The organism is Flavonifractor sp., assembly GCF_019422385.1.
Taxonomy (GTDB): domain Bacteria; phylum Bacillota; class Clostridia; order Oscillospirales; family Oscillospiraceae; genus Flavonifractor; species Flavonifractor avistercoris.
The window spans coordinates 1-20,902 of sequence record NZ_JAHZDL010000041.1 but is presented as its reverse complement, the minus strand read 5'-3'; the positions used below and the strand labels follow the sequence as shown (position 1 = coordinate 20,902).

Here is a 20,902-nt window from a genome sequence, read left to right as displayed (position 1 = left end):
CTGCTGGTGGACGAGGTGCAGACCGGCATCGGCCGCACCGGCACCCTCTTCGCCTTCCAGCAGTACGGCATCCTACCCGACGCGGTGTCCTTCGCCAAGGGCATCGCCGGCGGCCTGCCCATGGGCGGCTTCCTGGTCAGTGAGAAGTGCCGGGACGTGCTGGGGCCGGGGGATCACGGCTCCACCTTCGGCGGCAACCCCATCTGCGCCGCGGCGGCCCAGGCGGTACTGGACATCCTGGACGAGGACGCCCTGGCCGAGGTACAGAGGAAGGGCCGCTGTCTCCGCTCCGCCATCGAGGCCATGAACCTGCCCTGCCTGGGGGCCACCCGGGGCCTGGGGTTGATGATCGGCATCGAGGTCAAGGCCCCCCATACCAACAAGGAGCTGGCGGTCCTGCTGGCCCGGAACGGCCTGCTGGTGCTCACCGCCGGGGATGCCCTCCGCCTGCTGCCCCCCCTGACCATTACCCAGGCCGAGCTGGATCGGGGCCTGGAAATTCTGAAACAGACGCTGTCGTAAGAGGTGAATGCAATGAAGAAAGACCTGCTCAAGCTGCTGGATCTGTCCAAGGCGGACATCGTGAAGATCCTGGACACCGCCGACCAGATGAAGTACAACCAGAAGCACAGCTTGACCCACCAGTATCTGGCGGGCAAGACCCTGGCCATGATCTTCGAGAAGAACTCCACCCGCACCCGGGTGTCCTTCGAGACCGGCATGTTCCAGCTGGGGGGCCACGCCCTGTTCCTCTCCGGCAAGGAGAGCCAGATCGGCCGGGGCGAGCCCATCGAGGACACCGCCCGGGTGCTCAGCCGCTACTGCGACGGCATTATGATCCGCACATTCGGCCAGCAGGAGGTGGAGACCCTGGCAAAGTACGCCTCCATCCCCGTGATCAACGGCCTGACCGACTTCGCCCACCCCTGCCAGGTGCTGGCCGACCTGATGACCGTCCGGGAACACAAGTCCCGGCTGGAGGGGCTCAAGCTGTGCTACATCGGCGACGGCAACAACATGGCCAACTCCCTGATCGTGGGCGGCCTGAAGGTGGGCATGGACGTGTCCGTGGCCTGCCCCGAGGGCTACGACCCCGACCCCCAGGTACTGGACTTCGCCAAGACCGTCACCGGCAGCACCTTCACCCTGTGCCGCGACCCCAAGGAGGCCGCGGCGGACGCCGACGTGCTGGTCACCGATGTGTGGGCCTCCATGGGCCAGGAGGGGGAGGCCGCCCAGCGCCGGGCCGTCTTTGAGGGGGTCTACCAGATCAACGATGGGCTGCTGAAGCTGGCCCACCCCGGCTGCATGGTGCAGCACTGCCTGCCCGCCCACCGGGGGGAGGAGATCACCGCCGAGGTGTTCGAGGCCCACGCCGGGGAGATCTTCGACGAGGCGGAGAACCGCCTCCACGCCCAGAAGGCGGTTCTCTACCTGCTCATGGGGGAGGAAAGCCGCTGAATCGCCAAGAGTCCTTGCCTGATGAGAGGAGAACCCCCAGCTGTAGCAGCTGCACTCTGGCCCTTTCAGGCGCAAGTAGAGAACCGGAGCCGACCCACCAGGGCTGGCTCCGGTTCTCTGTTTTTCTGACAGTGGTACCCACTGTCCCTGTCTTCAGCGCTCAGTCCCGCAGATCTGCGGTCCAGTCAAAAATAATTCCTGTTCGAGAGTCTATCTCAAATTCATACTTCATGCTGCCGGAAAAGAATTCCCCCTCATAGCGGCCCCGTCCGTCTCTGTCTTCTTCCCAGAGTTGAATGTCCTCCGGGTCGGCACCGGGCACCTTTTCCTGCACAACGGCTCTGGCCTGATCCAGCGTGACCGCGCTGCCGCCCAGCTGATCCAGCCACTCCTCGTCCACCTCGTAGTCGGCCCCTACAATGCTCCCAGTCTCTATGTCCACTTCAAAATCATAGTCGCCATAGTCCGTTTCGAACTCGATGTCGTAGATGGGAATGCCGTTGTCCCCGTCAGTCTCAATTTGAATGTGGTAGGCATCCGTCTCAGGCACTCCGGGCGTTGTTCAGGGCGGTGGTCAGGGCCGTCTCCGGGCTGATTTCACTCTGTTCCCCGCTGACAGCGGGAGCCTCCTCCGCCGTGCCAGGAGTCTGCGACGGGGTGCTGCTCTGGACGGCGGGCTGCTGGACGCTCTCTCCGCCGCCCGGCGCAGATGCCGCAGCACTTCCCTGCTGCCCACAGCCCGTCAATAAGGCCAACAGCACCGGTACCATCCATACAGGACTGATCTGCTTCATGTGGGATCCCTCCGCGTCATTCGCCTGACGGCAGTTATACCTGCGTCCAAGTATACCACAGGTATGGGAAAAGAACAAGCCAGCACTATGACGGCGGAACCCGCGCAGGTCTACTTCCCAAAGGGGCAGACGGGGTAGCGGCACTCGGGGCAGCCCAGGCAGAGGCCGCCGTGGCCCAGGGCCTTCAGCTCCCAGCGGGAGATGGGCACCCCGGCGGCGATGCGGGGGAGCACCAGGTCAAAGACGGTGGCCTTGGCGTACATGACACAGCCGGGCAGGCCCAGGATGGGGGTGCCGTCGGCGAAGTAGGCCAGCAGGAACATGGCCCCGGGCAGCACCGGCGCGCCGTAGGAGATGATCTCCGCCCCGGTGTCCTTGATGGCGCCGGGGGTGCGGTCATCCGGATCCACGCTCATGCCGCCGGTGCACAGCACCAGATCCACCCCCTTGGCGTGGAAGTCCAGGGCGGCGGCGGTGATGGCCGCCCGGTCGTCGCCGGGCAGGCAGTGCTCCGTGACGGTGATGCCGCAGGCGGCCAGCTTGTCCACAATCACCGGGGTGAAGGCGTCCTGGATCAGTCCCTTGGCCACCTCGCTGCCGGTGGTGATCAGGCCGCAGGTTTTCAGCTTCCAGGGGGTGAGGGAGAGCAGGGGCTCCTTCCCCGCCCGCTCCTCGGCGGCCCGGAGGATCTCCTCCTGAATCACCAGGGGGATGATGCGGGTGCCCGCCAGCTTGTCCCCCCTGCGGACGGCGGTGTTGGTGTGGCGGGTGGCGATCATCAGCTCCTCCACGTCGTTGAGGGCGTTGAGCCGCTCCATATCCACCCGGAACAGGCCGTCGCAGTCGGCGATGAGCTCGATCTTCCCCTCCTTCACCGGCGTGGGGTGCATGTGCTCGTTCTGGCACAGAGCCCGCAGGCGCTCGGCGGCCTCGTTCTCGTGGAGGGTGCCCGGCTCCTTCTCCCACACGTACAGGTGCTCCTTGCCCATGCTCAGCAGCACGGGGATGTCCTCGGGGGTGACAATGTGGCCCTTGCGGAACCGGGCGTCCTTGGTGACGCCGGGGATGATCTGGGTCAGGTCGTGGCAGAGCACATGGCCCACCGCGTCCTTGGTGTCTATCAGCTTCATGGGGTTACCATCCTTTTTCCAGAATGACGGGCGGTCAGCCGCCGGTCAGCAGCAGCAGGTGCTCCCGGGGCAGCTCCACCCACAGCGCCCCGGGGTTCCCCAGGGCGGCCCAGGCGGCCTTGTCCAGCTCGATGCGCAGCCGGGAGAAGCCCTGGGCCCCGCCGGGGGTGGTCATCATGGCTACGGTGGAGAACATCTCGTCCACCACCCGCTCCACGGTGCAGGGCAGGCGGTTGGGGCCGGGGCCGTCCACCGGCCGGAGGAAGTGGGCCCGGATGCCCACGTGGCTCAGATGTTCGGGCAGGGGAACCCCCGGCTCCAGGGTCATCCCCCAGTCCAGGGCCTCCACCCGCCCGTCGGGCAGGGGGCGGGCCCGGGACACGTTCTTGCACCCGGAGAGCAGGCAGGCGGACAGGGTGCGGGGGGCCTCAAACAGCTCCTCCACCGGCTGCATGGGCTGGGAGCACCCCTGGTCCAGCACGCACACCTGGCTGCACAGGCGGCGCACCTCGTCCCGGCTGTGGGTGACAAAGAGCACGGGGCCCTGGAATTTCCCCAGCAGCTCCATCAGCTCCAGCTCCACCTGCCATTTCAGGTAGCTGTCCAGGGCGGAGAAGGGCTCGTCCAGCAGCAGCGCCCGGGGCTTGTTGGCCAGGATGCGGGCCAGGGCCACCCGCTGCTGCTGCCCGCCGGAGAGCTGCCGGGGGTACTTGTGCTCGCTCCCCTCCAGATAGAAGGCGCGCATCAGCCGCGCCGCCGTCTCCTTCCTTCCGGCCCTGTCCCGCCCCCCGGCGGCGATGTTCTGCTCCACCGTCATGTTGGGGAACAGGGCGTAGTTCTGGAACAGATACCCCACCCGCCGCCTCTGGGGGGACAGGTTAATATGGGCGGCGGAGTCGAAGAGCACCTCCCCGTCCAGCTCGATGTGGCCCTCGTCCGGGGTCTCGATGCCGGCGATGCACTTGAGGGTGATGCTCTTGCCGCAGCCCGAGGCCCCCAGCACGCCGGTGACGGCGCCGCTGTCGGTCTCAAAGGCCGCGTCCAGGCGGAAGGGGCCGAAGTCCTTGTGTATGTCCACCGACAGTCTCATTCCCCCACCTCCCCGGTGACCGGGGCCGCCCTGCGGCGGGGGCGGCGGTCCTTTTTCTCCAGCATGTTGACGGTCAGCAGCACCACCGCCGAGATGGCCAGGTTCACCAGCACCCAGCGCATGGCCCCGGCGTCGTCGCCGGTGCGCCAGAGCTGGTACACCGTGGTGGAGATGGTGGCGGTCTTGCCGGGGGTGTACCCGGCGATCATGGAGGTGGCGCCGTACTCGCCCAGGGCCCGGGCAAAGGCCAGCACCGTGCCGGCGATGATGCCCTGCTTGCAGCAGGGCATGCGCACCCGCCAGAAAATCCAGGTGTTGGAGCGGCCCAGGGTCTGGGCGGCGTAGGCCAGGGTGGGATCGAAGGACTCAAAGGCCCCCCGGGCGGTGCGGTACATGAGGGGGAAGGCCACCACCGCCGAGGCGAAGATGGCGGCATACCACACCATGGTCAGCCGCAGGTCGAAGGTCTCCAGAAACCACAGGCCCAGCACCCGCTTGGGGCCCAGCAGCCGCAGCAGGAAGTAGCCCACCACCGTGGGGGGCAGCACCAGGGGGAGGGTGAGCACCACGTCCAGCACCCCCTTCACCAGCCGGGGCAGCTTGGCCACATAATAAGCCGCCAGAATCCCCAGGAAGAAGATGATCACCGTGGACACGGCGGCGATGCGCAGGGAGTTGAATAGCGGATACCAGTCCAAGATTGTTCACCGTCCTGTGTCATGATGGTGGCAGGGGCGGGTTGAAACCCGCCCCTGTACGTATGTAGGGCGGGGGCTTGCCCCCGCCGTCCGCCATTACAGGACGGTGAAGCCAACGCCCTCCAGCACGGCGATGGCGCTCTCATCGGTGTGGAGGTAGTCCAGGAAGGCCTGGGCGGCGGCCTCGGCGGCCTCGCCGCTGCCACTCTTCATGACGGCGGCGGGGTAGATCACCTGGCTGCACATGTCGGCGGTGGCCTGATCCACCACGGTCAGCTCATAGGTATAGGCGTCGGTGGCGTAGATGATGCCGCAGTCCACGGCGCCCTCCTTCACCTGGTTGGCCACCTCGGTCACGTTGGAGGCGTAGGTCACCTTGCCGTCGTTCTCCAGCTGGGCGATGTCGATGCCCAGGGTGTCCAGGATCTCCAGGGAGTAGGAGCCCACCGGCACGTCGTCGTTGCCAATGCACAGCAGGGACAGCTTGTCCGTGGCCAGGTCGGAGAAGGTCTCAATGCCGGCGGGGTTGTCGTCGGGCACCGCCAGCACCACCTTGTTCTCCACAAAGTCGATGCGGGTGTCGGCGTACACGAAGTCGGCGCCGTTCTCATTCTGCCCGGCCTCCAGGTCGTTCATCTGGGACTGGCCGGCAGAGATGAACAGGTCGCACACCGCGCCCTCTATGATCTGGGTACGCAGGGTGCCGGAGGATTCAAAAGAGAAAGTGAGGGTGACCTCGGGGGCCACCTCCTTGTACAGGTCGGCAATCTCCGTCAGGGTGGCCTCCAGGGACGCGGCGGCGAACACCACCACCTCCACCGGCTCGGCCTGGGGCGCGGTGGTCTCCGCGGCCGGGGTGGTGCTGTTGGCCGCGGGGGTCTCCGCGGTGCCGGCATTTCCGCCGCCGCAGGCGGCCAGGCCCAGGGTGAGGGCCAGGGCAAGGGACAGGGCTGCAATTCGTTTCATGGTATATTCTCCTTTACAAAATGGTAGGCGTGTCCGTTTCCAGACACACCCCGGCCCGCCGCCATAGCAGCGCCTTAGGCGGGCGGGCTCGAAGAATTTATATAAAATGAGCCGACAGGCTCACATTGCCTGTACCCGTTTCTCGAACCCTCCCGCGAGCCCAGCAAAGCGGGTCGCGGGAGGAGAGCCAGAATCAACGAAGCGGAGTGGATGCCCCGCATCCGCGGGGCGGAACGGAGCGCAGTTTATTCTGGCGAGGCGCAGTTGCCCGCGGTGCCCTTGAGAATCTCCAGCCCGTGGGCCAGGGAGGGGAGGATGAACTCCAGGCACTCCCGCACCGCCTTGGGGCTGCCGGGCAGGTTGACGATCAGGGCCCCCTTGCGGATGCCCGCCGCCGCCCGGGAGAGCATGGCCCGGGGGGTGATCTGGAGGGACTGCCACCGCATGGCCTCGGCAATGCCGGGGGCGGGCCGCTCCACCACGGAGCGGGTGGCCTCCGGCGTCAGGTCGGTGGGGGAGAAGCCGGTGCCCCCGGTGGTGAGGATCAGATCGGCCAGATCCTCGTCGCACAGGCGCTTCAGCTCCGAGGCCAGAGGCTCCACCCCGTCGGGCAGCAGGGCGGTGTGCGCCACCGTATAGCCCGCCGCCTCCGCCAGCTCCCGGATCACCGGGCCGCTCTTGTCCTCCCGCTGTCCGGCGCAGCCGGAGTCGCTGAGGGTGATGATGGCGACGCGCATGCTCATCCCTCCCCCTCCATGGTCAGCTCGTCCCCCACGGAGATGGTGCCCCCGTGGAGCACCCTGGTGAACACGCCCTCCCGGGGCATGATGCAGTCCCCCATGACCTTGTAGATCTCACAGTGGCTGTGGCATTCCTTGCCCACCTGGGTCAGCTCCAGCTCCACGTCGCCACACCGGAATTTCGTCCCGATGGGCAGGGTCTTGAAGTCGTACCCCTCCACCACCAGGTTCTCCCCAAAGGCCCCGTCGTCCACCACGGCGCCCCTGGCCCGGAAGGCCTCCACCTTCTCGTGGGACAGCAGGGACACCTGCCGGTGCCACTTCCCCGCGTGGGCGTCCCCCTGGATGCCCCAGTCCTCCACGAACCGGGCGGAGCCCACGTTCTTCTTCTGGGTTCCCTTCTTTTCGCTGATACACACGGCAAGCACCTTTCCCATGCCGCTCATCCTCCAATCTGATACATGCTCCGCCGCTCGTCCTCCGCCGTGCCGGGGGCGGAGAAGTGGTGGCAGGCGGGCTTGGCAAAGATGGCCCCCTCCATGGCGGCGCGGATGGCGGCCCCGTCGGCGCCGCTCTCCAGCAGCGCCTTCAGGTTCACCCCCGTCTCGTACTGGAGGCAGGTCTTGAGAAAGCCGGTGGCGGTGAGCCGCACCCGGTTGCACGACTCACAGAACTGGTGGCTCACCGCGCTGATGAACCCCACCCGGCCGGTGAAGCCGCCGAAGGTCACATAGCGGCCCGGCCCGCTGCCGCCCCCCTGGGCACAGGGGAGGGCGGGGCCGAAGGCCCCCTCCAGCTTCTCCAGCACCTCCGTCTGGGTGCGGCGGGGCAGGGAGCTCCCCAGCCCGATGGGCATCAGCTCAATGAACCGCACGTCCAGGGCCCTGTCCCGGGCCAGGGCGGCCAGGGGGACCAGCTGGTCGTCGTTGTCCCCCATGGGCACGCAGTTGAGCTTCACCTTCAGCCCCGGCGTGTTCAGGGCGGCCTCCAGCCCCTCCAGGGCCCGGGGCAGCAGATCCCGCCGGGCGATGGCGGCGTACTGCCCCCGGTCCAGGGTGTCCAGGCTCAGGTTCACCCCGTCCAGCCCCGCCGCGCGCAGGGCGGGGAGCTGCTGGGCCAGCAGCACGCCGTTGGTGGTCAGGGTGACGGCGCGGATACCGTCAATGGCCTTCACGGCCCACACCAGCTTGTCCAGCCCCTTCCGCACCAGGGGTTCCCCGCCGGTGAGGCGCACCGTGTCAATCCCCAGGCCCGCCGCCGCCCGCACCAGCCGGACAATCTGCTCGTAGGAGAGGATGTGGCTGTGCTCCACCCACTCCACCCCCTCCTCCGGCATGCAGTAGCGGCACCGGAGGTCGCACCGGTCGGTCACCGACACCCGCAGGTAGTGGATGCGCCGTCCATATTGGTCAGTCACGGGCCTTCCCCTCCTTGACGTATCGAATCAGCAGCGCCGCCGCACCCTCTGCGTCCCCCAGCGGCAGGGTGGGCACGCCGGGCAGGGACAAGGGCAGGTCGGTCACCAGGGCCAGCAGGGTGGCCGGGTTTGACACCGGCGCCGCCGAGTTGCCGGCGCGCACCACCTCCAGCTTGGGCCAGGCGGAGTACTTGAACCCCTCCAGCAGGATCAGGTCCGCCTCCGGGAACTGGGCGATCAGGGCGGCCTCGTCCACCGCCTCCCGCCGCACCACCTTGTACTTCTCTCCGTCGAAGATGGCCGTACCCCAGGCCCCGGCGGCCAGGAAGCGGCCCGTATCCGTATCCAAAGGCTCCGGCAGGAAGCGGTGCCCGTCGTGCTTGATCACCGCCACCCGCAGCCCGGCGGCGGTGAGGTGGGGCAGCATGGCGGCGATCAGGGCGGTCTTGCCCGAGTTCTTCACCCCGGACACCGCTACCACCACCGGGCTATGGCTCACGGTCGTACACCCCCGACTTGCCGCCCTCCTTGTGCACCAGGTGGATGTCCGTCAGCTCCATCCCCTTGTCCATGGCCTTGCACATGTCGTAGATGGTGAGCAGGGCCACGCTCACCCCCGTGAGGGCCTCCATCTCCACCCCGGTCTTGCCCGACAGCTTCACGGTGCACCGGGCGCGGACGGCGCAGTCCGCCTCCAGGATGTCAAAGTCGATGGAGGCGTGGGTGAGCATCAGCGGGTGGCACAGGGGAATCAGCTCCCAGGTGCGCTTCACCGCCTGGATCCCAGCCACACGGGCCACCCCCAGTACGTCCCCCTTGGCGGCGGTGCCCTCCACAATGGCCTCCAGCACCGGCCGGGACACCCGGATGGTCCCCTCCGCCACCGCCGCCCGGAAGGTGGGCTCCTTCCCGGTCACATCCACCATCACGGCGTTGCCCGCCTCGTCAAAGTGATTCAATTTCGCTTCCATATTTCTATCCAACCTTTTTTCATGTAGGGCGGGGGCTTGCCCCCGCCGTGTGGATGGGCCGCACCCCGTGGGGCGCGCCAATCCCTGTTGTCACAACATCAAAATGTCCACCGTCTGCCCCGCCGCCAGGGGGCCGCTCCCCGCCGGGATGTCCACCAGGCAGCTGCACCCCACCAGGGAGCGCAGCACCCCGGAGGAGTGGCCCTCCGGCAGGGAGACATGGCCGTTTCCGCATTTTCCCCGCACAAACCGGCGGATACCGCTGCCCTTGGGGAAGGGGGTGTCCAGCACGGCCTTCTCCCGCCGGGGCAGCAGCTCCGGCTCCCCGGACAGGGCGGCGAGCAGGGGCCGGGCCAGCAGCTCGAAGGTGGTGAAGGCGGCGAAGGGATTGCCCGACAGGGACAGGATGGGCTTGCCCCGGAACCTGGAGAACATGGCCGGGGAGCCCGGCTTCAGCTTCAGCCGCCAGAACACCCGCTCCGCCCCCAGCAGGGGCAGGGCCTGGTGGAAGATGTCCTTGTCCCCCACCGACACCCCGCCGGTGGTGATCAGCAGGTCGCAGGTCTCCAGCATCCGCGCCATGGCCTCCGCCACGGCCTGGGGGTCGTCCCCGGCCAACTGTCCGGTGACGTTCTCCACCCCCAGCTCCCGCAGCCGGGCCAGCAGCAGGGGCAGGTTGGCCCCGTAGATCTTTCCCGGCGGCAGGGGGCGGACTCCGGGCTCCACCACCTCGTCCCCGGTGGACAGCACACCCACCCGGGGCCGCCGGCGCACCGGCACCTCCGTGATACCGGCGGAGGAGAGCACCCCCACCGCCGCCGCGTCCACCCGGCTCCCGCCCGGCAGCAGGCAGGTCCCCGCCCGGTAGTCCTCCCCCCGGTGCACATAGTTGTCCCCGGGCCTCAGAGATGCGTAGATCTCCACCACCGGGGAGCCCATGTCCGTGTCCTCCTGCTTCAGCACGCAGTCGCAGCCCTCCGGAAGCATGGCCCCCGTCATCACCCGTACCGCCTGCCCCGGCGCCACGGGCACCCGGGGCGCGTCTCCGGCATAGAGCGTGTCCGCCACGGCGAGGGACACCGGGTGCTCCCGGCTGGCCCCGGCTGTGTCCGCCGCACGCAGGGCGTACCCGTCCAGCGGGGAGCGGTCAAAGGGCGGCTGGTCCATGGGGGCGGTGATCTCCTCCGCCAGCCTCCGCCCCGACGCCTCCGCCAGGGGCAGCTTTTCTGTCCCCAGGCAGTCGATATCTTCACACAGCGCCTGCTGTGCCTCCTCCAGCGTCAGTCCGGTTCTCATGCCTGTTCTCTCCTCCAGATGGTCGGGGCGGCCATAAAAGAGGGGGCGCCGCCCAAAAAGGCGGCGCCCCCCGGGGGCAGAATTTCCCCAGAAGCGGAGCGGCCCCTTTTCAAACACGGAAGGTCAGAGCGTTTCCCCTCTGGCCCAGGCGGAATCGCCATAGCTATCGCCTGCAGGCGCTCCCGCTCGGAGCGGTAATCCTATTGCCTTTATTATAGTGCGGAATCCGCGGCTCCGCAAGCCCCTTTGTTTTGATACCCCATATCGTCAATTTTGTCAGCGGCTCGTTGCAGTGGAATTTTTTTCACAGAAATCCGGAACTTCTCTGGAAATTTTTCGTCAAATCAGATAGAATGAGGGCAGTAATACCCGGATACTGCGCCACAATGGAGGGATGAATGATGAAGAAGCTGCTTTCGCTTGTACTGGCCCTGACCCTGGCGTCGGGGCTGGCCCTGCCGGCGGCGGCCGCGGAGGAGTCCGCCGACGCGGCCCTGGCCCGGGTGACCCAGGCGGTCAAGGATACCCTGGCCCTGGACACCACGGGCTATGACCAGTTCCAGGGTGACCGCTACGAGGACGGCCTGACCGGCGTGTGGAGCCTTCGCTGGGACGGGGCGGAGGGCTCGCTGTCCGTGGATGCTCTGGACGACGGCACCGTCACCGGCTACTATCTGGGGGAGAGCGACACGTCCCCCAGCAGCGGGTTCCCAACCTTCCCCCAGGGGGACGCAGGGGCGGCATCTCAGGCGGCCCATGCCTTCCTGGACAGGGTGCTGACAGAGGGCGAGTCCGCGGAGCTGGGCGAACCCCGGGGCATGGACAGCCTGGGGGGTGACAGCTTTCGCTTCTCCGGGCAGCTCCTTCTGAACGGCCTGCCCTCTCCCCTGCACTACTCCGTCACCGTTCGGGCGTCGGACAACGCGGTGACCGCCTTCTCCCGGGACACGGCGGCAGGCACCTTTCTGGGGGACGTGCCCTCGCCCGGGGCGGCCGTGTCCCAGAGCCAGGCCGCCGGGCTGCTGACCGCCAATCTGGCCCTGCGGCTGGAGTACGTGCGGGAGGAGGGCAGCTCCGCCGCCGTGCTCCGCTGGCTGCCGGAGGACACCGACACCCTCTACATCGACGCCGCCACCGGCGAGACCCTCAACATGACAGAGCTGGAGGAGCTCATGGCCGGCATGGGCAATGGCGGCGGGAGCGACGCCGCCACGGAGTCCCCTGCGGCCGGGGCTGAGAGCGGCCTGACCCAGGCCGAACAGGATGGGATTGCCAAACTAGAGGGGGTGCGCTCCGCCCAGGCACTGGATCAGGCCCTGCGGGCCCAGGCAGCCTATGGGCTGGAGGACTATGCCCTGGCCTCTGCCGACTATGCCCTGACGGGTGAGGGGGAGGAGGAGCAGGTGCTGTGCACCCTGTCCTACCGTCTGGCGGACGGGGAGCAGACCTGTAGCCGCACCGTTACCGTGGACGCCCGCACCGGCACGGTGGAGTCCGTGTCCTCTTCGGCCCCCTGGCTGGAGGAGGGGGAGTCCCCCGCCCTGACCGTATCGGAGGCCCAGTCCAGAGCCGAGGCCTTCCTGTCGGAGTTCTGCGGGACGCGGTGGGCAGGGCTCACCCTCTATGACAGCCCGGACGGCGGGGAGAGCCGCCTGCCCTATGCCGCCTTTACCTATGTGCAGCAGGCCAACGGCATCCCCTTCCCGGAGAACCGCTATACCATAGCCATCGACCTGGGGAACGGCTCCGTCTACCGCCTCCGCGCTGTCTATGACGAGGCCGTGACCTTTGCCAGCCCGGAGGGCATCGTGGATGAGGCCTCCGCCCTGGCCGCCTGGGCGGACACCTATGACACCGTGCTGGCCTACCGGCTGGTACCCCGCCCCCTGGACGGGGACGATCCCCTGGAGGCCAGACTGCTGGAACTGGGCCTCACCCACTTTTACGGCCTGCAGCTAACCTATGCCCTGGAGCGGGGCACCTACTGCCTGGGCATAGACGCCGCCACCGGGGAGCCGGTCTGGCCGGAGACGGCCGGCGGCGCCCTCACCTACTCAGATCTAAAGGGCTCCTGGGCCCGGGCGGATGTGGAGAAGCTGGCCTCTTACGGCGTAGGCTACGACGGCGGCCTCTTCCGGCCGGACAAGAGCCTGACCCAGTGGGAGCTGGTGGCCCTGCTGGTCAGCCTGGACGGCTGGCTCATCGACCCGGACAACGCCGATGCGGAGATGATGGACGGGGCCTACGCCGCCGCCTACCGCATGGGTGCCCTGACCCGGAGTGAGCGGGATGAGGACAGCCCTGTCACCCGGGGGGCGCTGGTGCGCTGCCTGCTGGACTGCGCCGGCTACGGCCCGGCGGCCCGACTGGAGGGCATCTATACCTGCGCCTATGTCGACGCGGCCTCCATCCCTGTCGATGAGCTGGGCTATGCCGCCCTGGCCCAGGGCCTGGGCATGGTCGGCGAGTCCTACAGCGGTGCCCGCACCGCCACCCGCGGCGAGCTGGCCGCCATGCTCTGCCGCCTGCTGGAGCGGTAGAGGCAACGCAGCCCGGCAATGCACAAAAGCGCCCGCGCCGTCCATGGACGGCGCGGGCGCAGTCTGTCGAGAAAGCCGGTCTATATATGCATAGGCCAGGTTGCCGGCATAACCAGATGAAAAAGCATGGGAAAGAGGGAGGGAGAGCTCTCCATCCACAGCCATTTGGCAAACTATTTAAGGTTCATGGCAGCAAATTTAAGCTTTACCCAGTTCGTCACCTGGGGCAAGCCTCTGTACTGAGTATAACGCATGGCGTGTTTTTCCTTTGCGTCGGCAAAGACCCGCTCAATGGTTTTCTGTTCTAAAAAAGGAAATAGCTCATTTCAGGCAAGAACTTGGAAAGCAACAGGAATAATGTAACAAAGAGCAGCAAAAGTAATTGAATTATTAGAGGCATGCCCATAGGGGCGTCTATGTCAGCTACATCCCTGCCTAGAAAGCGGGGTGAGCGCATGGCAGCACTAAAGCGAGTCTGGCTCTACGGGCGGATTGACCGGGGCGGAACAAGCCAAGTGCTCGACTGCCAAATGGAGCATCTGCGCGGCCGGGCAAAAGAGCAGGGATGGGTGATTACCCGCGAAATCCGAAGCGGCGTTTTCCCTGACCGGCCTGGACTACGGGAAGTCACACAGGCCGCCGCAGATGGACGGATGGATGACGTGGTCGTAAAGAGCATGACCCGGCTATGCCGCAACAGCCTGGACGCCTATGTGTATATGAAGCGTCTGCAAGAGCTCGGTGTCGGCCTGGTTTCCATAAAAGATCAAGTTATGCTGACCGCATCCTCTATTTGCTTGCAGCAATAAAAAACGAATGGTAATACAGCATTTTTCAAATACTGTATCACCATTCGCTTTGGTGCGCGAGGCGGGACTTGAACCCGCACGTGCGTAATGCACACTAGAACCTGAATCTAGCGAGTCTGCCAATTCCACCACTCGCGCGTGAAGTTCTGAATCAGAACGAATGTTATTATATCCTATGTTTCCCCTCTTGTCAACATCTTTTTGAAAATCTTTCTTGCTTTTTTCCTGCAAAGCTTCCTTCCGCCCGTCTCTCCTCCGGCAGGACAGAAAAAGCCACCAGCCCTGTCTGTCCAGGGCTGGTGGCTCGGAAAACGCTGCGGACACGTGATCCGGTTCAGGGGCAGGCCGACTTTATCGCTTGCCCTTGTCGTAGGGAATTCCCTCCGCCTTGGGGGCCCGGGACTTCTTGGAGGTGAAGGCCAGAACCACCAGGGTGACCAGATAGGGCAGCATCCGGTAGATATGGGGGCTGATGCCCAGCTGGGCCAGGAGGAATACCCCGTCGCCGTTGATATCGATGCTGGTGTAGGAGGCGGCGATGCACTTGAACAGGCCGAAGAGCAGGGCCGCGCCGGCGATGTTCAGGGGCTTCCAGTTGCCGAAGATCATAACGGCCAGGGCCAGGAAGCCGAAGCCGGCCACCTCGCCGGTGGAGGCGCAGTTGGCGGTGGTGAGGGCGTAGACGAAGCCGCCCATGCCCGCCAGGGCGCCGGAAATGGTGGTGCCGGCGTAGCGCATCTTATAGACGTTGATGCCCAGGGAGTCGGCGGCCTGGGGATTCTCGCCGCAGGAGCGCAGCCGCAGGCCGAAGCGGGTCTTGTAGAGCAGGATGGACAGCACCACAAAGAGGATAATGCAGATGTAGGTGGCCAGGTAGGTCTTGTCGATGAAGGTGGAGCCGAAGAAGCCCATCTCATCGTTGCGGCCGTAGCCGAACATGCTCTTTTTGATCATGAACCAGCTGGCCGCGTCGCCGGTGTACATCTGAAGGGTGTTCTGGTTGGCGACAATGCGGATGAAGAACAGCACCAGGGCGGGGGCCATCAGGTTGAGGGCGGTGCCGCCGATGGTCTGGTCGGCCTTCAGGTTCACCGACGCGAAGGAGAGCAGCAGAGAGAACAGGGCGCCCAGAATGGCCGCCACCAGCATGGCCAGCAGCATGAAGCCCTGCAGGGCCAGATAGTTGTCGTTCGCCTTGGCGGCATCAAAGACGCCGGCCTGCTGGGTCAGGTTGACAAAGAGCACGCCCGCGAAGGCGCCGAAGATCATAATACCTTCCAGGGCCAGGTTGATGATGCCGCTGCGCTCGGCAAACACGCCGGCCAGGGCCACGATCATCAGGGGGACGGCATAGATCAGGGTCTGCTGAATGAGGAACGTCATGCCTGCTCCCCTCCTTTCTCCGGGGTTCCATCTCCGCCGTCCGGCGGGGCCGTGCTCACCGGGGCGGGTTCCGCCGCCTTCCTGTGCTTCCGGTGGCTGCCGCTGATGGCCAGCTTGATGACCAGGGAGAAGGCGCTCAGATAGACGATGATGGAGATGATCACATCGGTGATATACTCGTTGTAGGCCGTCAGATTGGTGAGCTGGAGACCCACGATGTCCAGCATGGACATAAAGCAGCCGGTAAAGATCACCCCGATGGGGTTGCACACCGCCAGCAGGGCCACGGGGATGCCGTTGAAGCCGGTGGCGGGCAGGCTCTGATAGGTAGACCAGAAGAACTCCGTGTTGCCCGCCAGGTAGTACAGGGAGGCCGCCGCGCCGGACAGGGCGCCGGCAATGGCCATGGACAGCACGATGTTCCGCTTGTCGGAAATGCCGGCGTACCGGGCGGCGTGGCGGTTGGCGCCGCAGGCCTTGAGCTCATAGCCCAGGGTGGTCTTGTTCATGAGGATATACATGAGGATGGCGATGACGATGGCGATGAGGATGCCGCCGTTGACCTGGGAGTTGGGGAAGATCAGATCCAGGCCCATCTTGGAGGTCTCCACGCCGTTGAAGCTGGTCTTGTAGATATAGGCGGTCTTGGTGTTCTCCACGGTGTTCTGGAGGTTCTCAAACAGGCTGCCCCTGTCGAACATCCAGGTCACCAGGTTGGCGGCGATCCAGTTGGTCATGATGCAGGCCAGCACCTCGTTGATGTTGAGGAATGCCTTCACCAGGCCGGGGATGCATCCCCACACCGCGCCGGCCAGACTGCCGCCCACGAAGGCGATCACCCACACCAGGGGCGCGGGCACGGTCTCGGTGGGGATGGACAGGGCCAGGATCAGGGTGGCGGCGGTGCCCATCAGGTACTGCCCCGGCGCGCCGATGTTGAACAGGCCGGTCTTATAGGCCACGGCCACCGACAGTCCGGTGAGGATCAGCGGGGTGGCCCGGAAGAGCATGTTGCCGATGTTGGTGGGATTGAAGCCGAAAGTGAGCTGGCCCGCGGCGTCGCGGCCGGTGCTGAACAGGCCGCCGAACACCAGACGAACGCCCTCCCACATGGTGCCCAGGCCCATGGACGGGTTGAGCAGGCCCACCAGCACCACAATCAGCGCGCCCACGGCCATGCCGATGACAATGGAGATCAGCGAGGCCAGAACCGACTTGGTGCCGTCCTTGCCCCAGAGAATGGATAGCTTCTCCTTCATGCGCCCTCGCCCTCCTTTGTCATGCGCTTTGCGCCGGCCATGTAGAGGCCCAGCTCCTGTACGGTGGTGGCCTTGGGATCCAGCTCGCCCACGATCTCCCCCTCGTACATGACGAGGATGCGGTCGGACAGGCTCATGACCTCATCCAGCTCCAGGGAGACCAGTAGCACCGCCCTGCCCTTGTCCCGCTCAGCCACCAGCTGGCTGTGGATGTACTCAATGGCGCCCACGTCCAGGCCGCGGGTAGGCTGCACCGCCACGATCAGCGGCTTCTCCCGGTCTACCTCCCGGGCGATGATGGCCTTCTGCTGGTTGCCGCCGGACATGGAGCGGGCGACGGTCACCGGCCCCTGGCCGGAGCGCACGTCGTACTGCTCAATGAGCCGGTCGGCGTACTCCCGCACGGCGGCGGGCTTGATGAAGCCCATGTGCTGGAACCGGGGCTCCCGGAACCGCTGGAGCACCAGGTTCTGCTCCAGCGTGAAGTCCAGCACCAGGCCGTGCTTGTGCCGATCCTCGGGGATGTGGCTCATATTCTCCCCTCGCTGGCGGATGGTGGCGTGGGAGATGTCATGGCCGCAGAGGGTCACGGTGCCGCCGGAGCACTTCTCCAGGCCGGTGAGGCCGTAGACCAGCTCGGTCTGGCCGTTGCCGTCGATGCCGGCGATGCACAGGATCTCCCCGGCGCGGGCCTCGAAGCTCACGTCGTGGACGGCATCCTTCTTGTGGGTGTGGGAGGGCACGCTCAGATGCTCCACCTTCAGCACCGTCTCGCCGGGACGGGCCTCGTCCTTCACTACCTCCAGCTGCACCGGACGGCCCACCATCATGTTGGACAGGGACTGCTTGTCCGTGTCGCAGGTGTTTACCGTACCCACGTACTTGCCCTTGCGGAGCACGGTGACCCGGTCGGCCACCTCCATGATCTCGTTGAGCTTGTGGGAGATGAACAGGATGCTCTTCCCCTCTTTGGCAAACTCCTTCATGGTGGCCATCAGCTCTTCAATCTCCTGGGGGGTGAGAACTGCGGTGGGCTCGTCAAAGATCAGGATCTCGTTGTCCCGGTAGAGCATCTTGAGAATCTCCACCCGCTGCTGCATGCCCACGGTGATGTCCTCCACCTTGGCGTCCAGATCCACCTTGAGGCCGTACTTCTCCGACAGCTCCTCCACCTTTTTCCGGGCCTCCTTCTTCTGAAGGAAGCCGAATTTGGTGGTCTCGGCGCCCAGAATGATGTTGTCCAGCACAGTGAACACGTCAATCAGCTGGAAGTGCTGGTGCACCATGCCGATGCCCAGGGCCGTGGCGTCGTTGGGGTCGTTGATCTTCACAACCTGGCCGTTCTTCCGGATCTCGCCCGCCTCCGGCTGGTACAGGCCGAACAGTACGCTCATCAGGGTGGACTTGCCCGCGCCGTTCTCCCCCAGAAGGGCGTGGATCTCCCCCCGCCGGAGCTGAAGTGTGATGTCATCGTTGGCGATGATACCGGGGAACTCTTTGGTAATGTGGAGCATCTCAATGATGTTTTCCGCTTCCATAGTCCTCATCCCGCCTCCTCCGTAAAGATAATACTATTATATAATACCACTGGAAGAATTACAAGAAATTTGTCCCAATCCGCCCGCAGGCAGAAACAGGGGGAGCGCGTCAGCGCTCCCCCTGTGCAAGGGACATGCGGATGGTTTTAGATGACGGTGAGGTTCAGGTTGCTCCAGTCGGTGGTCTCCAGGTTGGCGTAGTCGTCGTCCACCACCAAGGTGCCGTCCACCATCTGCTGGTACAGGGCCTCGTACTCCTCCACAGTGAAGGTCTCGAAGCGCCAGGCGTCGTCGCTGGTGGGCAGCTCCACGGCGTTGTCATTCACGCCCAGGGAGGTGGCGGTGCCGCCGATCTCGTCCCAGGTGTCGTCATAGACATGGCCCACGGCCCACTGCACCGCGTCGGACAGGCCCTTCATGGCGGAGGTGATGACGGTGTCGGACTCGCCGGACTGGTCCACGTCCACGCCGATGACATAGCCGTCATTGGCGGAGGCGGCGGCGGAGATGGACTGGAACATGGAGCCGCCGCAGGCGAACACGATCTCGGTACCGTTGGCGTACCAGCCGCTGATCATGGTCTGCAGCTCACTGGAGGGCTGGAAGGTGGAGCCGTACTGCCAGGAGTAGTTCATGTCAACGGTGACGTTCTCCTCGGCAGCCGCGGCGTTGGCGCCCTGGACATAGCCATAGCCGAACCGGCAGCAGGCGGGGTTGGTGCCGCCGCCACCGCCGGAGAAGCCCAGCTTGGTGAAGCCGTCCTTCACGGCGGCGTAGCCGGCCAGGTAACCGGCCTGCTCCTCCTTGAAGGCGATGCCGGCCACGTTGGTCAGAACGTTGCCGCTTTCGTCGCTCAGGGGATAGCCGTCCACAAAGACGAACTTGGTGTCGGGGTTGGCAATGGCGGCGCGGGTCAGGGCAGCCTCCTGCAGGTAACCGGCGCACACCACCACGTCGGCGCCGCCGTTCACGGCGGCCTGCATGGCGTCAAAGCGGTCGTCGTCGGTGGCCTCGTTGCCGTTGGCGGGCTGATAGTACTTGTAGCTCAGGTCGTTGGCGGCGGCGTACAGCTTCACGCCGTCATAGGTGCCCTGGTTGAAGGACTTGTCCTTCAGCTGGCCCACGTCGGTGACGAAAGCCACCTGATAGGTGCCGTCGGCGGAGGTCATGTTGTCGTCGATGGAATCGGGGTCGGTGGCAGCCTCACCGGCGGGCTCCCCCGTATCGGCGGGAGTGGTCTCACCCGCGGGCGCGGTGCTCTCAGGCGCGGGGGAATCGCTGGTGCCCTGAGTGCCGCCGCCGCAGGCGGCCAGACCGGCCACCATGCCCAGGCACAGCAGCAGGGCAAGGAGCTTCTTTGTCTGCTTCAATGTAATCTACCTTCCTTTCGCAAAAATAGCACAGTTTGGTTCAGACATGTGATCCGCTCCGCCCTGCGCTTACGGCACTATTATACCTTATCCCCTCTCAAAGGGCAACCATCTTTTACGTAAAATCACAAATTTTTTTACAAAAGTGTTACATGCAAACAAGAGGACTGGCCCCAGGGGCCAGTCCTCAGCCTGTCGAAAAGTCTCGCAGAGTTCGCGCCCGCAGGCGCGAAAAAATGGGAATCTGTTTTCTCCGGCGACATGTGCGTCGGAGAAAACACTTCTCAGGCCGCAAGTGTGGGATTTGTCCGCCTGAAGCGGACAAATCCTGCGCGCGGCGGACTGCATCCTGCTCGAAAAAGTGGCTTGCCACTTTTTCGACAGTCTCAAGAGGACTGGCCCCAGGGGCCAGTCCTCTTGTTATAGATGGATGCTGTTTTCCGGGCCGACGGGCTCAATACCCGCTGGCCTGCTCCCCACGAGCCAGCTTCACGATCCGGGAGGTGCCCAGGCGGTCGGCACCCAGATCCAGGAAGTCCTGGGCATCCTGGAGGGTGGCGATGCCGCCGGCGGCCTTGATCTTTACGCCGGGGCCGATGTGCTGGGCAAAGAGGGCCACGTCCTCCTTGGTGGCGCCGCCGGTGGAGAAGCCAGTGGAGGTCTTGATGTAGTCCGCGCCGGACTCGCTGACCAGCTGGCACATCTTGATCTTCTCCTCCTGGGTGAGCAGGCAGGCCTCCACAATCACCTTGAGGATGCGCCCCTTGCAGGAGGCCTTGATGGTCTTGATCTCCTCCAGCACGTCGTCCCAGCGCTTGTCCTTCACCCAGCCGATGTTGATGACCATGTCGATCTCGTCGGCGCCGTTGCGGATGGCGTCCTCGGTCTCAAAGACCTTGACGGCGGTGGTAGAGTAGCCGTTGGGGAAACCGATGACAGTGCAGATCTTCAGCTCGTTGCCCACGTAGTCCGCCGCCTGCTTCACAAAGGAGGCGGGAATGCACACGGAGGCGCAGCCGTACTTCAGCCCGTCGTCGCAGACCTCCTTGATCTGGGCCCAGGTGGACTCCTGTTTGAGCAGAGTGTGGTCGCAGTGGGCCAGGATGTTCTTCACGTCCATTAGATTACTCCCTTTCTACGCGTCGTGCAGTTATTTTACCTCTACCAGCTCGTAGGAGCGGGTGCCGATGCCGATTTTCTCACAGTGGTCCAGGCACACCCGCCAGTCGGTGTCCGGCATGCTGTTGATGAAGTGGTCGTGCTTGTCGCAGAAGTCCTCCCTGTGCATCTGCTCGTCCAGGTGGGAGCCGGGGATGGGGGACTGTTTCCCGCAGGCGTCGGCGCAGGCCTGGTCCAGGGCCACCGGGTCAAAGGAGGCAAACATGCCCACGTTGGGCACGATGGGCAGGTCGTTCTCCCCGTGACAGTCGCAGTAGGGGG

The 20,902-nt window shown here is 65.2% G+C and carries 22 protein-coding genes, 1 tRNA gene, 1 pseudogene and 2 riboswitches; of the genes and pseudogenes, 4 read left to right on the top strand and 20 right to left on the bottom strand.

The genetic code is table 11. The features are described from left to right. Together QZ378_RS07090 and argF are read left to right on the top strand one after the other, a co-directional pair. Positions 1–522, top strand: a 522-nt coding sequence (locus tag QZ378_RS07090; protein ID WP_291257785.1) for an aminotransferase class III-fold pyridoxal phosphate-dependent enzyme, incomplete at its 5' end; no start/stop codon positions are given. A gap of 12 nt (positions 523–534) precedes the next feature. Continuing rightward, a complete protein-coding gene (argF, locus tag QZ378_RS07085; protein ID WP_291257784.1) occupies positions 535–1,461 on the top strand; it encodes an ornithine carbamoyltransferase in 927 nt (308 codons plus the stop codon). Positions 1,462–1,621: 160 nt separating this feature from the next. Here the strand turns inward: argF and QZ378_RS07080 are convergent, their stop codons facing one another. The 12 genes from QZ378_RS07080 to glp all read right to left on the bottom strand — a co-directional run bounded on the left by QZ378_RS07080 (position 1,622) and on the right by glp (position 10,563). Further along, positions 1,622–2,011: a PepSY domain-containing protein gene (locus QZ378_RS07080; protein WP_291257783.1), complete on the bottom strand. Its 390-nt coding sequence runs from the start codon at positions 2,009–2,011 to the stop codon at positions 1,622–1,624. After that, entirely contained in the window at positions 2,004–2,255 is a 252-nt protein-coding gene (locus tag QZ378_RS07075; RefSeq protein WP_291257782.1) for a hypothetical protein, read from the bottom strand. Before QZ378_RS07075 ends, QZ378_RS07080 begins: the two co-directional genes overlap by 8 nt. 110 nt (positions 2,256–2,365) lie before the next feature. Beyond that, positions 2,366–3,385, bottom strand: a complete 1,020-nt coding sequence (locus QZ378_RS07070; RefSeq protein WP_291257781.1) for a molybdopterin-binding protein — start codon at positions 3,383–3,385, stop codon at positions 2,366–2,368. Positions 3,386–3,419: 34 nt separating this feature from the next. Next, on the bottom strand, positions 3,420–4,475 hold the full coding sequence (locus tag QZ378_RS07065; protein ID WP_291257780.1) for an ATP-binding cassette domain-containing protein: 1,056 nt from the start codon (positions 4,473–4,475) through the stop codon (positions 3,420–3,422). Further along, the gene (gene modB, locus QZ378_RS07060; protein WP_191529105.1) at positions 4,472–5,173 is read right to left on the bottom strand and encodes a molybdate ABC transporter permease subunit; all 702 of its coding nucleotides are present in this window, start codon (positions 5,171–5,173) and stop codon (positions 4,472–4,474) included. The genes QZ378_RS07065 and modB overlap by 4 nt, the downstream gene beginning before the upstream one ends. 96 nt (positions 5,174–5,269) lie before the next feature. Further along, positions 5,270–6,139, bottom strand: a complete 870-nt coding sequence (gene modA / locus QZ378_RS07055) for a molybdate ABC transporter substrate-binding protein (RefSeq protein ID WP_291257779.1) — start codon at positions 6,137–6,139, stop codon at positions 5,270–5,272. Further along, positions 6,132–6,245: riboswitch (molybdenum cofactor riboswitch) on the bottom strand. Its footprint overlaps the gene before it by 8 nt. A gap of 139 nt (positions 6,246–6,384) precedes the next feature. Continuing rightward, positions 6,385–6,882 (bottom strand): MogA/MoaB family molybdenum cofactor biosynthesis protein, encoded by a 498-nt coding sequence (locus tag QZ378_RS07050; RefSeq protein ID WP_366935141.1) that lies wholly within the window; start codon positions 6,880–6,882, stop codon positions 6,385–6,387. Then, entirely contained in the window at positions 6,879–7,316 is a 438-nt protein-coding gene (locus QZ378_RS07045) for an MOSC domain-containing protein (protein ID WP_191378864.1), read from the bottom strand. Before QZ378_RS07045 ends, QZ378_RS07050 begins: the two co-directional genes overlap by 4 nt. A gap of 5 nt (positions 7,317–7,321) precedes the next feature. Further along, positions 7,322–8,296, bottom strand: a complete 975-nt coding sequence (moaA, locus tag QZ378_RS07040) for a GTP 3',8-cyclase MoaA (RefSeq protein WP_291257778.1) — start codon at positions 8,294–8,296, stop codon at positions 7,322–7,324. After that, a complete protein-coding gene (mobB, locus tag QZ378_RS07035) occupies positions 8,289–8,795 on the bottom strand; it encodes a molybdopterin-guanine dinucleotide biosynthesis protein B (RefSeq protein ID WP_291257777.1) in 507 nt (168 codons plus the stop codon). Before mobB ends, moaA begins: the two co-directional genes overlap by 8 nt. Next, on the bottom strand, positions 8,785–9,267 hold the full coding sequence (gene moaC / locus QZ378_RS07030) for a cyclic pyranopterin monophosphate synthase MoaC (RefSeq protein WP_291257776.1): 483 nt from the start codon (positions 9,265–9,267) through the stop codon (positions 8,785–8,787). The genes mobB and moaC overlap by 11 nt, the downstream gene beginning before the upstream one ends. Before the next feature lie 90 nt (positions 9,268–9,357). Next, the gene (glp, locus tag QZ378_RS07025) at positions 9,358–10,563 is read right to left on the bottom strand and encodes a gephyrin-like molybdotransferase Glp (protein WP_291257775.1); all 1,206 of its coding nucleotides are present in this window, start codon (positions 10,561–10,563) and stop codon (positions 9,358–9,360) included. Between the two features lie 86 nt (positions 10,564–10,649). Next, a riboswitch (molybdenum cofactor riboswitch) is annotated at positions 10,650–10,767 on the bottom strand. 197 nt (positions 10,768–10,964) lie between these two features. On the opposite strand from glp, the gene QZ378_RS07020 reads away from it, so the two are divergent. Continuing rightward, entirely contained in the window at positions 10,965–13,103 is a 2,139-nt protein-coding gene (locus QZ378_RS07020; protein WP_291257774.1) for an S-layer homology domain-containing protein, read from the top strand. A 173-nt stretch (positions 13,104–13,276) separates the two neighbouring features. Here the strand turns inward: QZ378_RS07020 and QZ378_RS07015 are convergent. After that, a pseudogene (locus QZ378_RS07015) lies at positions 13,277–13,405 on the bottom strand (transposase); the annotation flags it as partial. A gap of 153 nt (positions 13,406–13,558) precedes the next feature. On the opposite strand from QZ378_RS07015, the gene QZ378_RS07010 reads away from it, so the two are divergent. Continuing rightward, positions 13,559–13,912, top strand: a complete 354-nt coding sequence (locus QZ378_RS07010; protein ID WP_291257773.1) for a recombinase family protein — start codon at positions 13,559–13,561, stop codon at positions 13,910–13,912. Positions 13,913–13,962: 50 nt separating this feature from the next. Here QZ378_RS07010 and QZ378_RS07005 read toward each other — a convergent pair. The 7 genes from QZ378_RS07005 to QZ378_RS06975 form a co-directional block, all read right to left on the bottom strand. Then, positions 13,963–14,050, bottom strand: a tRNA-Leu gene (locus QZ378_RS07005). A gap of 213 nt (positions 14,051–14,263) precedes the next feature. Beyond that, a complete protein-coding gene (locus tag QZ378_RS07000; RefSeq protein ID WP_191379461.1) occupies positions 14,264–15,295 on the bottom strand; it encodes an ABC transporter permease in 1,032 nt (343 codons plus the stop codon). Continuing rightward, entirely contained in the window at positions 15,292–16,554 is a 1,263-nt protein-coding gene (locus tag QZ378_RS06995) for an ABC transporter permease (RefSeq protein WP_291257772.1), read from the bottom strand. Before QZ378_RS06995 ends, QZ378_RS07000 begins: the two co-directional genes overlap by 4 nt. Beyond that, positions 16,551–18,101 (bottom strand): ABC transporter ATP-binding protein, encoded by a 1,551-nt coding sequence (locus tag QZ378_RS06990; protein ID WP_087239210.1) that lies wholly within the window; start codon positions 18,099–18,101, stop codon positions 16,551–16,553. Before QZ378_RS06990 ends, QZ378_RS06995 begins: the two co-directional genes overlap by 4 nt. Before the next feature lie 137 nt (positions 18,102–18,238). Next, entirely contained in the window at positions 18,239–19,462 is a 1,224-nt protein-coding gene (locus tag QZ378_RS06985) for a BMP family ABC transporter substrate-binding protein (protein ID WP_291257771.1), read from the bottom strand. Positions 19,463–19,916: 454 nt separating this feature from the next. Next, positions 19,917–20,582 carry a deoxyribose-phosphate aldolase gene (gene deoC / locus QZ378_RS06980; protein WP_291257770.1) on the bottom strand — a complete coding sequence of 222 codons (666 nt, stop codon included), beginning with the start codon at positions 20,580–20,582 and terminating at the stop codon, positions 19,917–19,919. 30 nt (positions 20,583–20,612) lie between these two features. Further along, on the bottom strand, positions 20,613–20,902 hold a 290-nt coding region (locus tag QZ378_RS06975), incomplete at its 5' end, for a DUF362 domain-containing protein (RefSeq protein WP_291257769.1).

Excerpts from the sequence above, each read along its gene's own strand:
- moaC (WP_291257776.1), bottom strand. The coding sequence starts at position 9,267 with ATGGAAGCGAAATTGAATCACTTTGACGAGGCGGGCAACGCCGTGATG.
- QZ378_RS07045 (WP_191378864.1), bottom strand. The coding sequence starts at position 7,316 with ATGGGAAAGGTGCTTGCCGTGTGTATCAGCGAAAAGAAGGGAACCCAG.
- QZ378_RS07010 (WP_291257773.1), top strand. The coding sequence starts at position 13,559 with ATGGCAGCACTAAAGCGAGTCTGGCTCTACGGGCGGATTGACCGGGGC.
- QZ378_RS07050 (WP_366935141.1), bottom strand. The coding sequence starts at position 6,882 with ATGAGCATGCGCGTCGCCATCATCACCCTCAGCGACTCCGGCTGCGCC.
- QZ378_RS07075 (WP_291257782.1), bottom strand. The coding sequence starts at position 2,255 with ATGAAGCAGATCAGTCCTGTATGGATGGTACCGGTGCTGTTGGCCTTA.
- glp (WP_291257775.1), bottom strand. The coding sequence starts at position 10,563 with ATGAGAACCGGACTGACGCTGGAGGAGGCACAGCAGGCGCTGTGTGAA.
- QZ378_RS06990 (WP_087239210.1), bottom strand. The coding sequence starts at position 18,101 with ATGAGGACTATGGAAGCGGAAAACATCATTGAGATGCTCCACATTACC.
- QZ378_RS07020 (WP_291257774.1), top strand. The coding sequence starts at position 10,965 with ATGAAGAAGCTGCTTTCGCTTGTACTGGCCCTGACCCTGGCGTCGGGG.
- QZ378_RS07070 (WP_291257781.1), bottom strand. The coding sequence starts at position 3,385 with ATGAAGCTGATAGACACCAAGGACGCGGTGGGCCATGTGCTCTGCCAC.
- QZ378_RS07000 (WP_191379461.1), bottom strand. The coding sequence starts at position 15,295 with ATGACGTTCCTCATTCAGCAGACCCTGATCTATGCCGTCCCCCTGATG.
- QZ378_RS06995 (WP_291257772.1), bottom strand. The coding sequence starts at position 16,554 with ATGAAGGAGAAGCTATCCATTCTCTGGGGCAAGGACGGCACCAAGTCG.
- argF (WP_291257784.1), top strand. The coding sequence starts at position 535 with ATGAAGAAAGACCTGCTCAAGCTGCTGGATCTGTCCAAGGCGGACATC.
- deoC (WP_291257770.1), bottom strand. The coding sequence starts at position 20,582 with ATGGACGTGAAGAACATCCTGGCCCACTGCGACCACACTCTGCTCAAA.
- modA (WP_291257779.1), bottom strand. The coding sequence starts at position 6,139 with ATGAAACGAATTGCAGCCCTGTCCCTTGCCCTGGCCCTCACCCTGGGC.
- QZ378_RS07065 (WP_291257780.1), bottom strand. The coding sequence starts at position 4,475 with ATGAGACTGTCGGTGGACATACACAAGGACTTCGGCCCCTTCCGCCTG.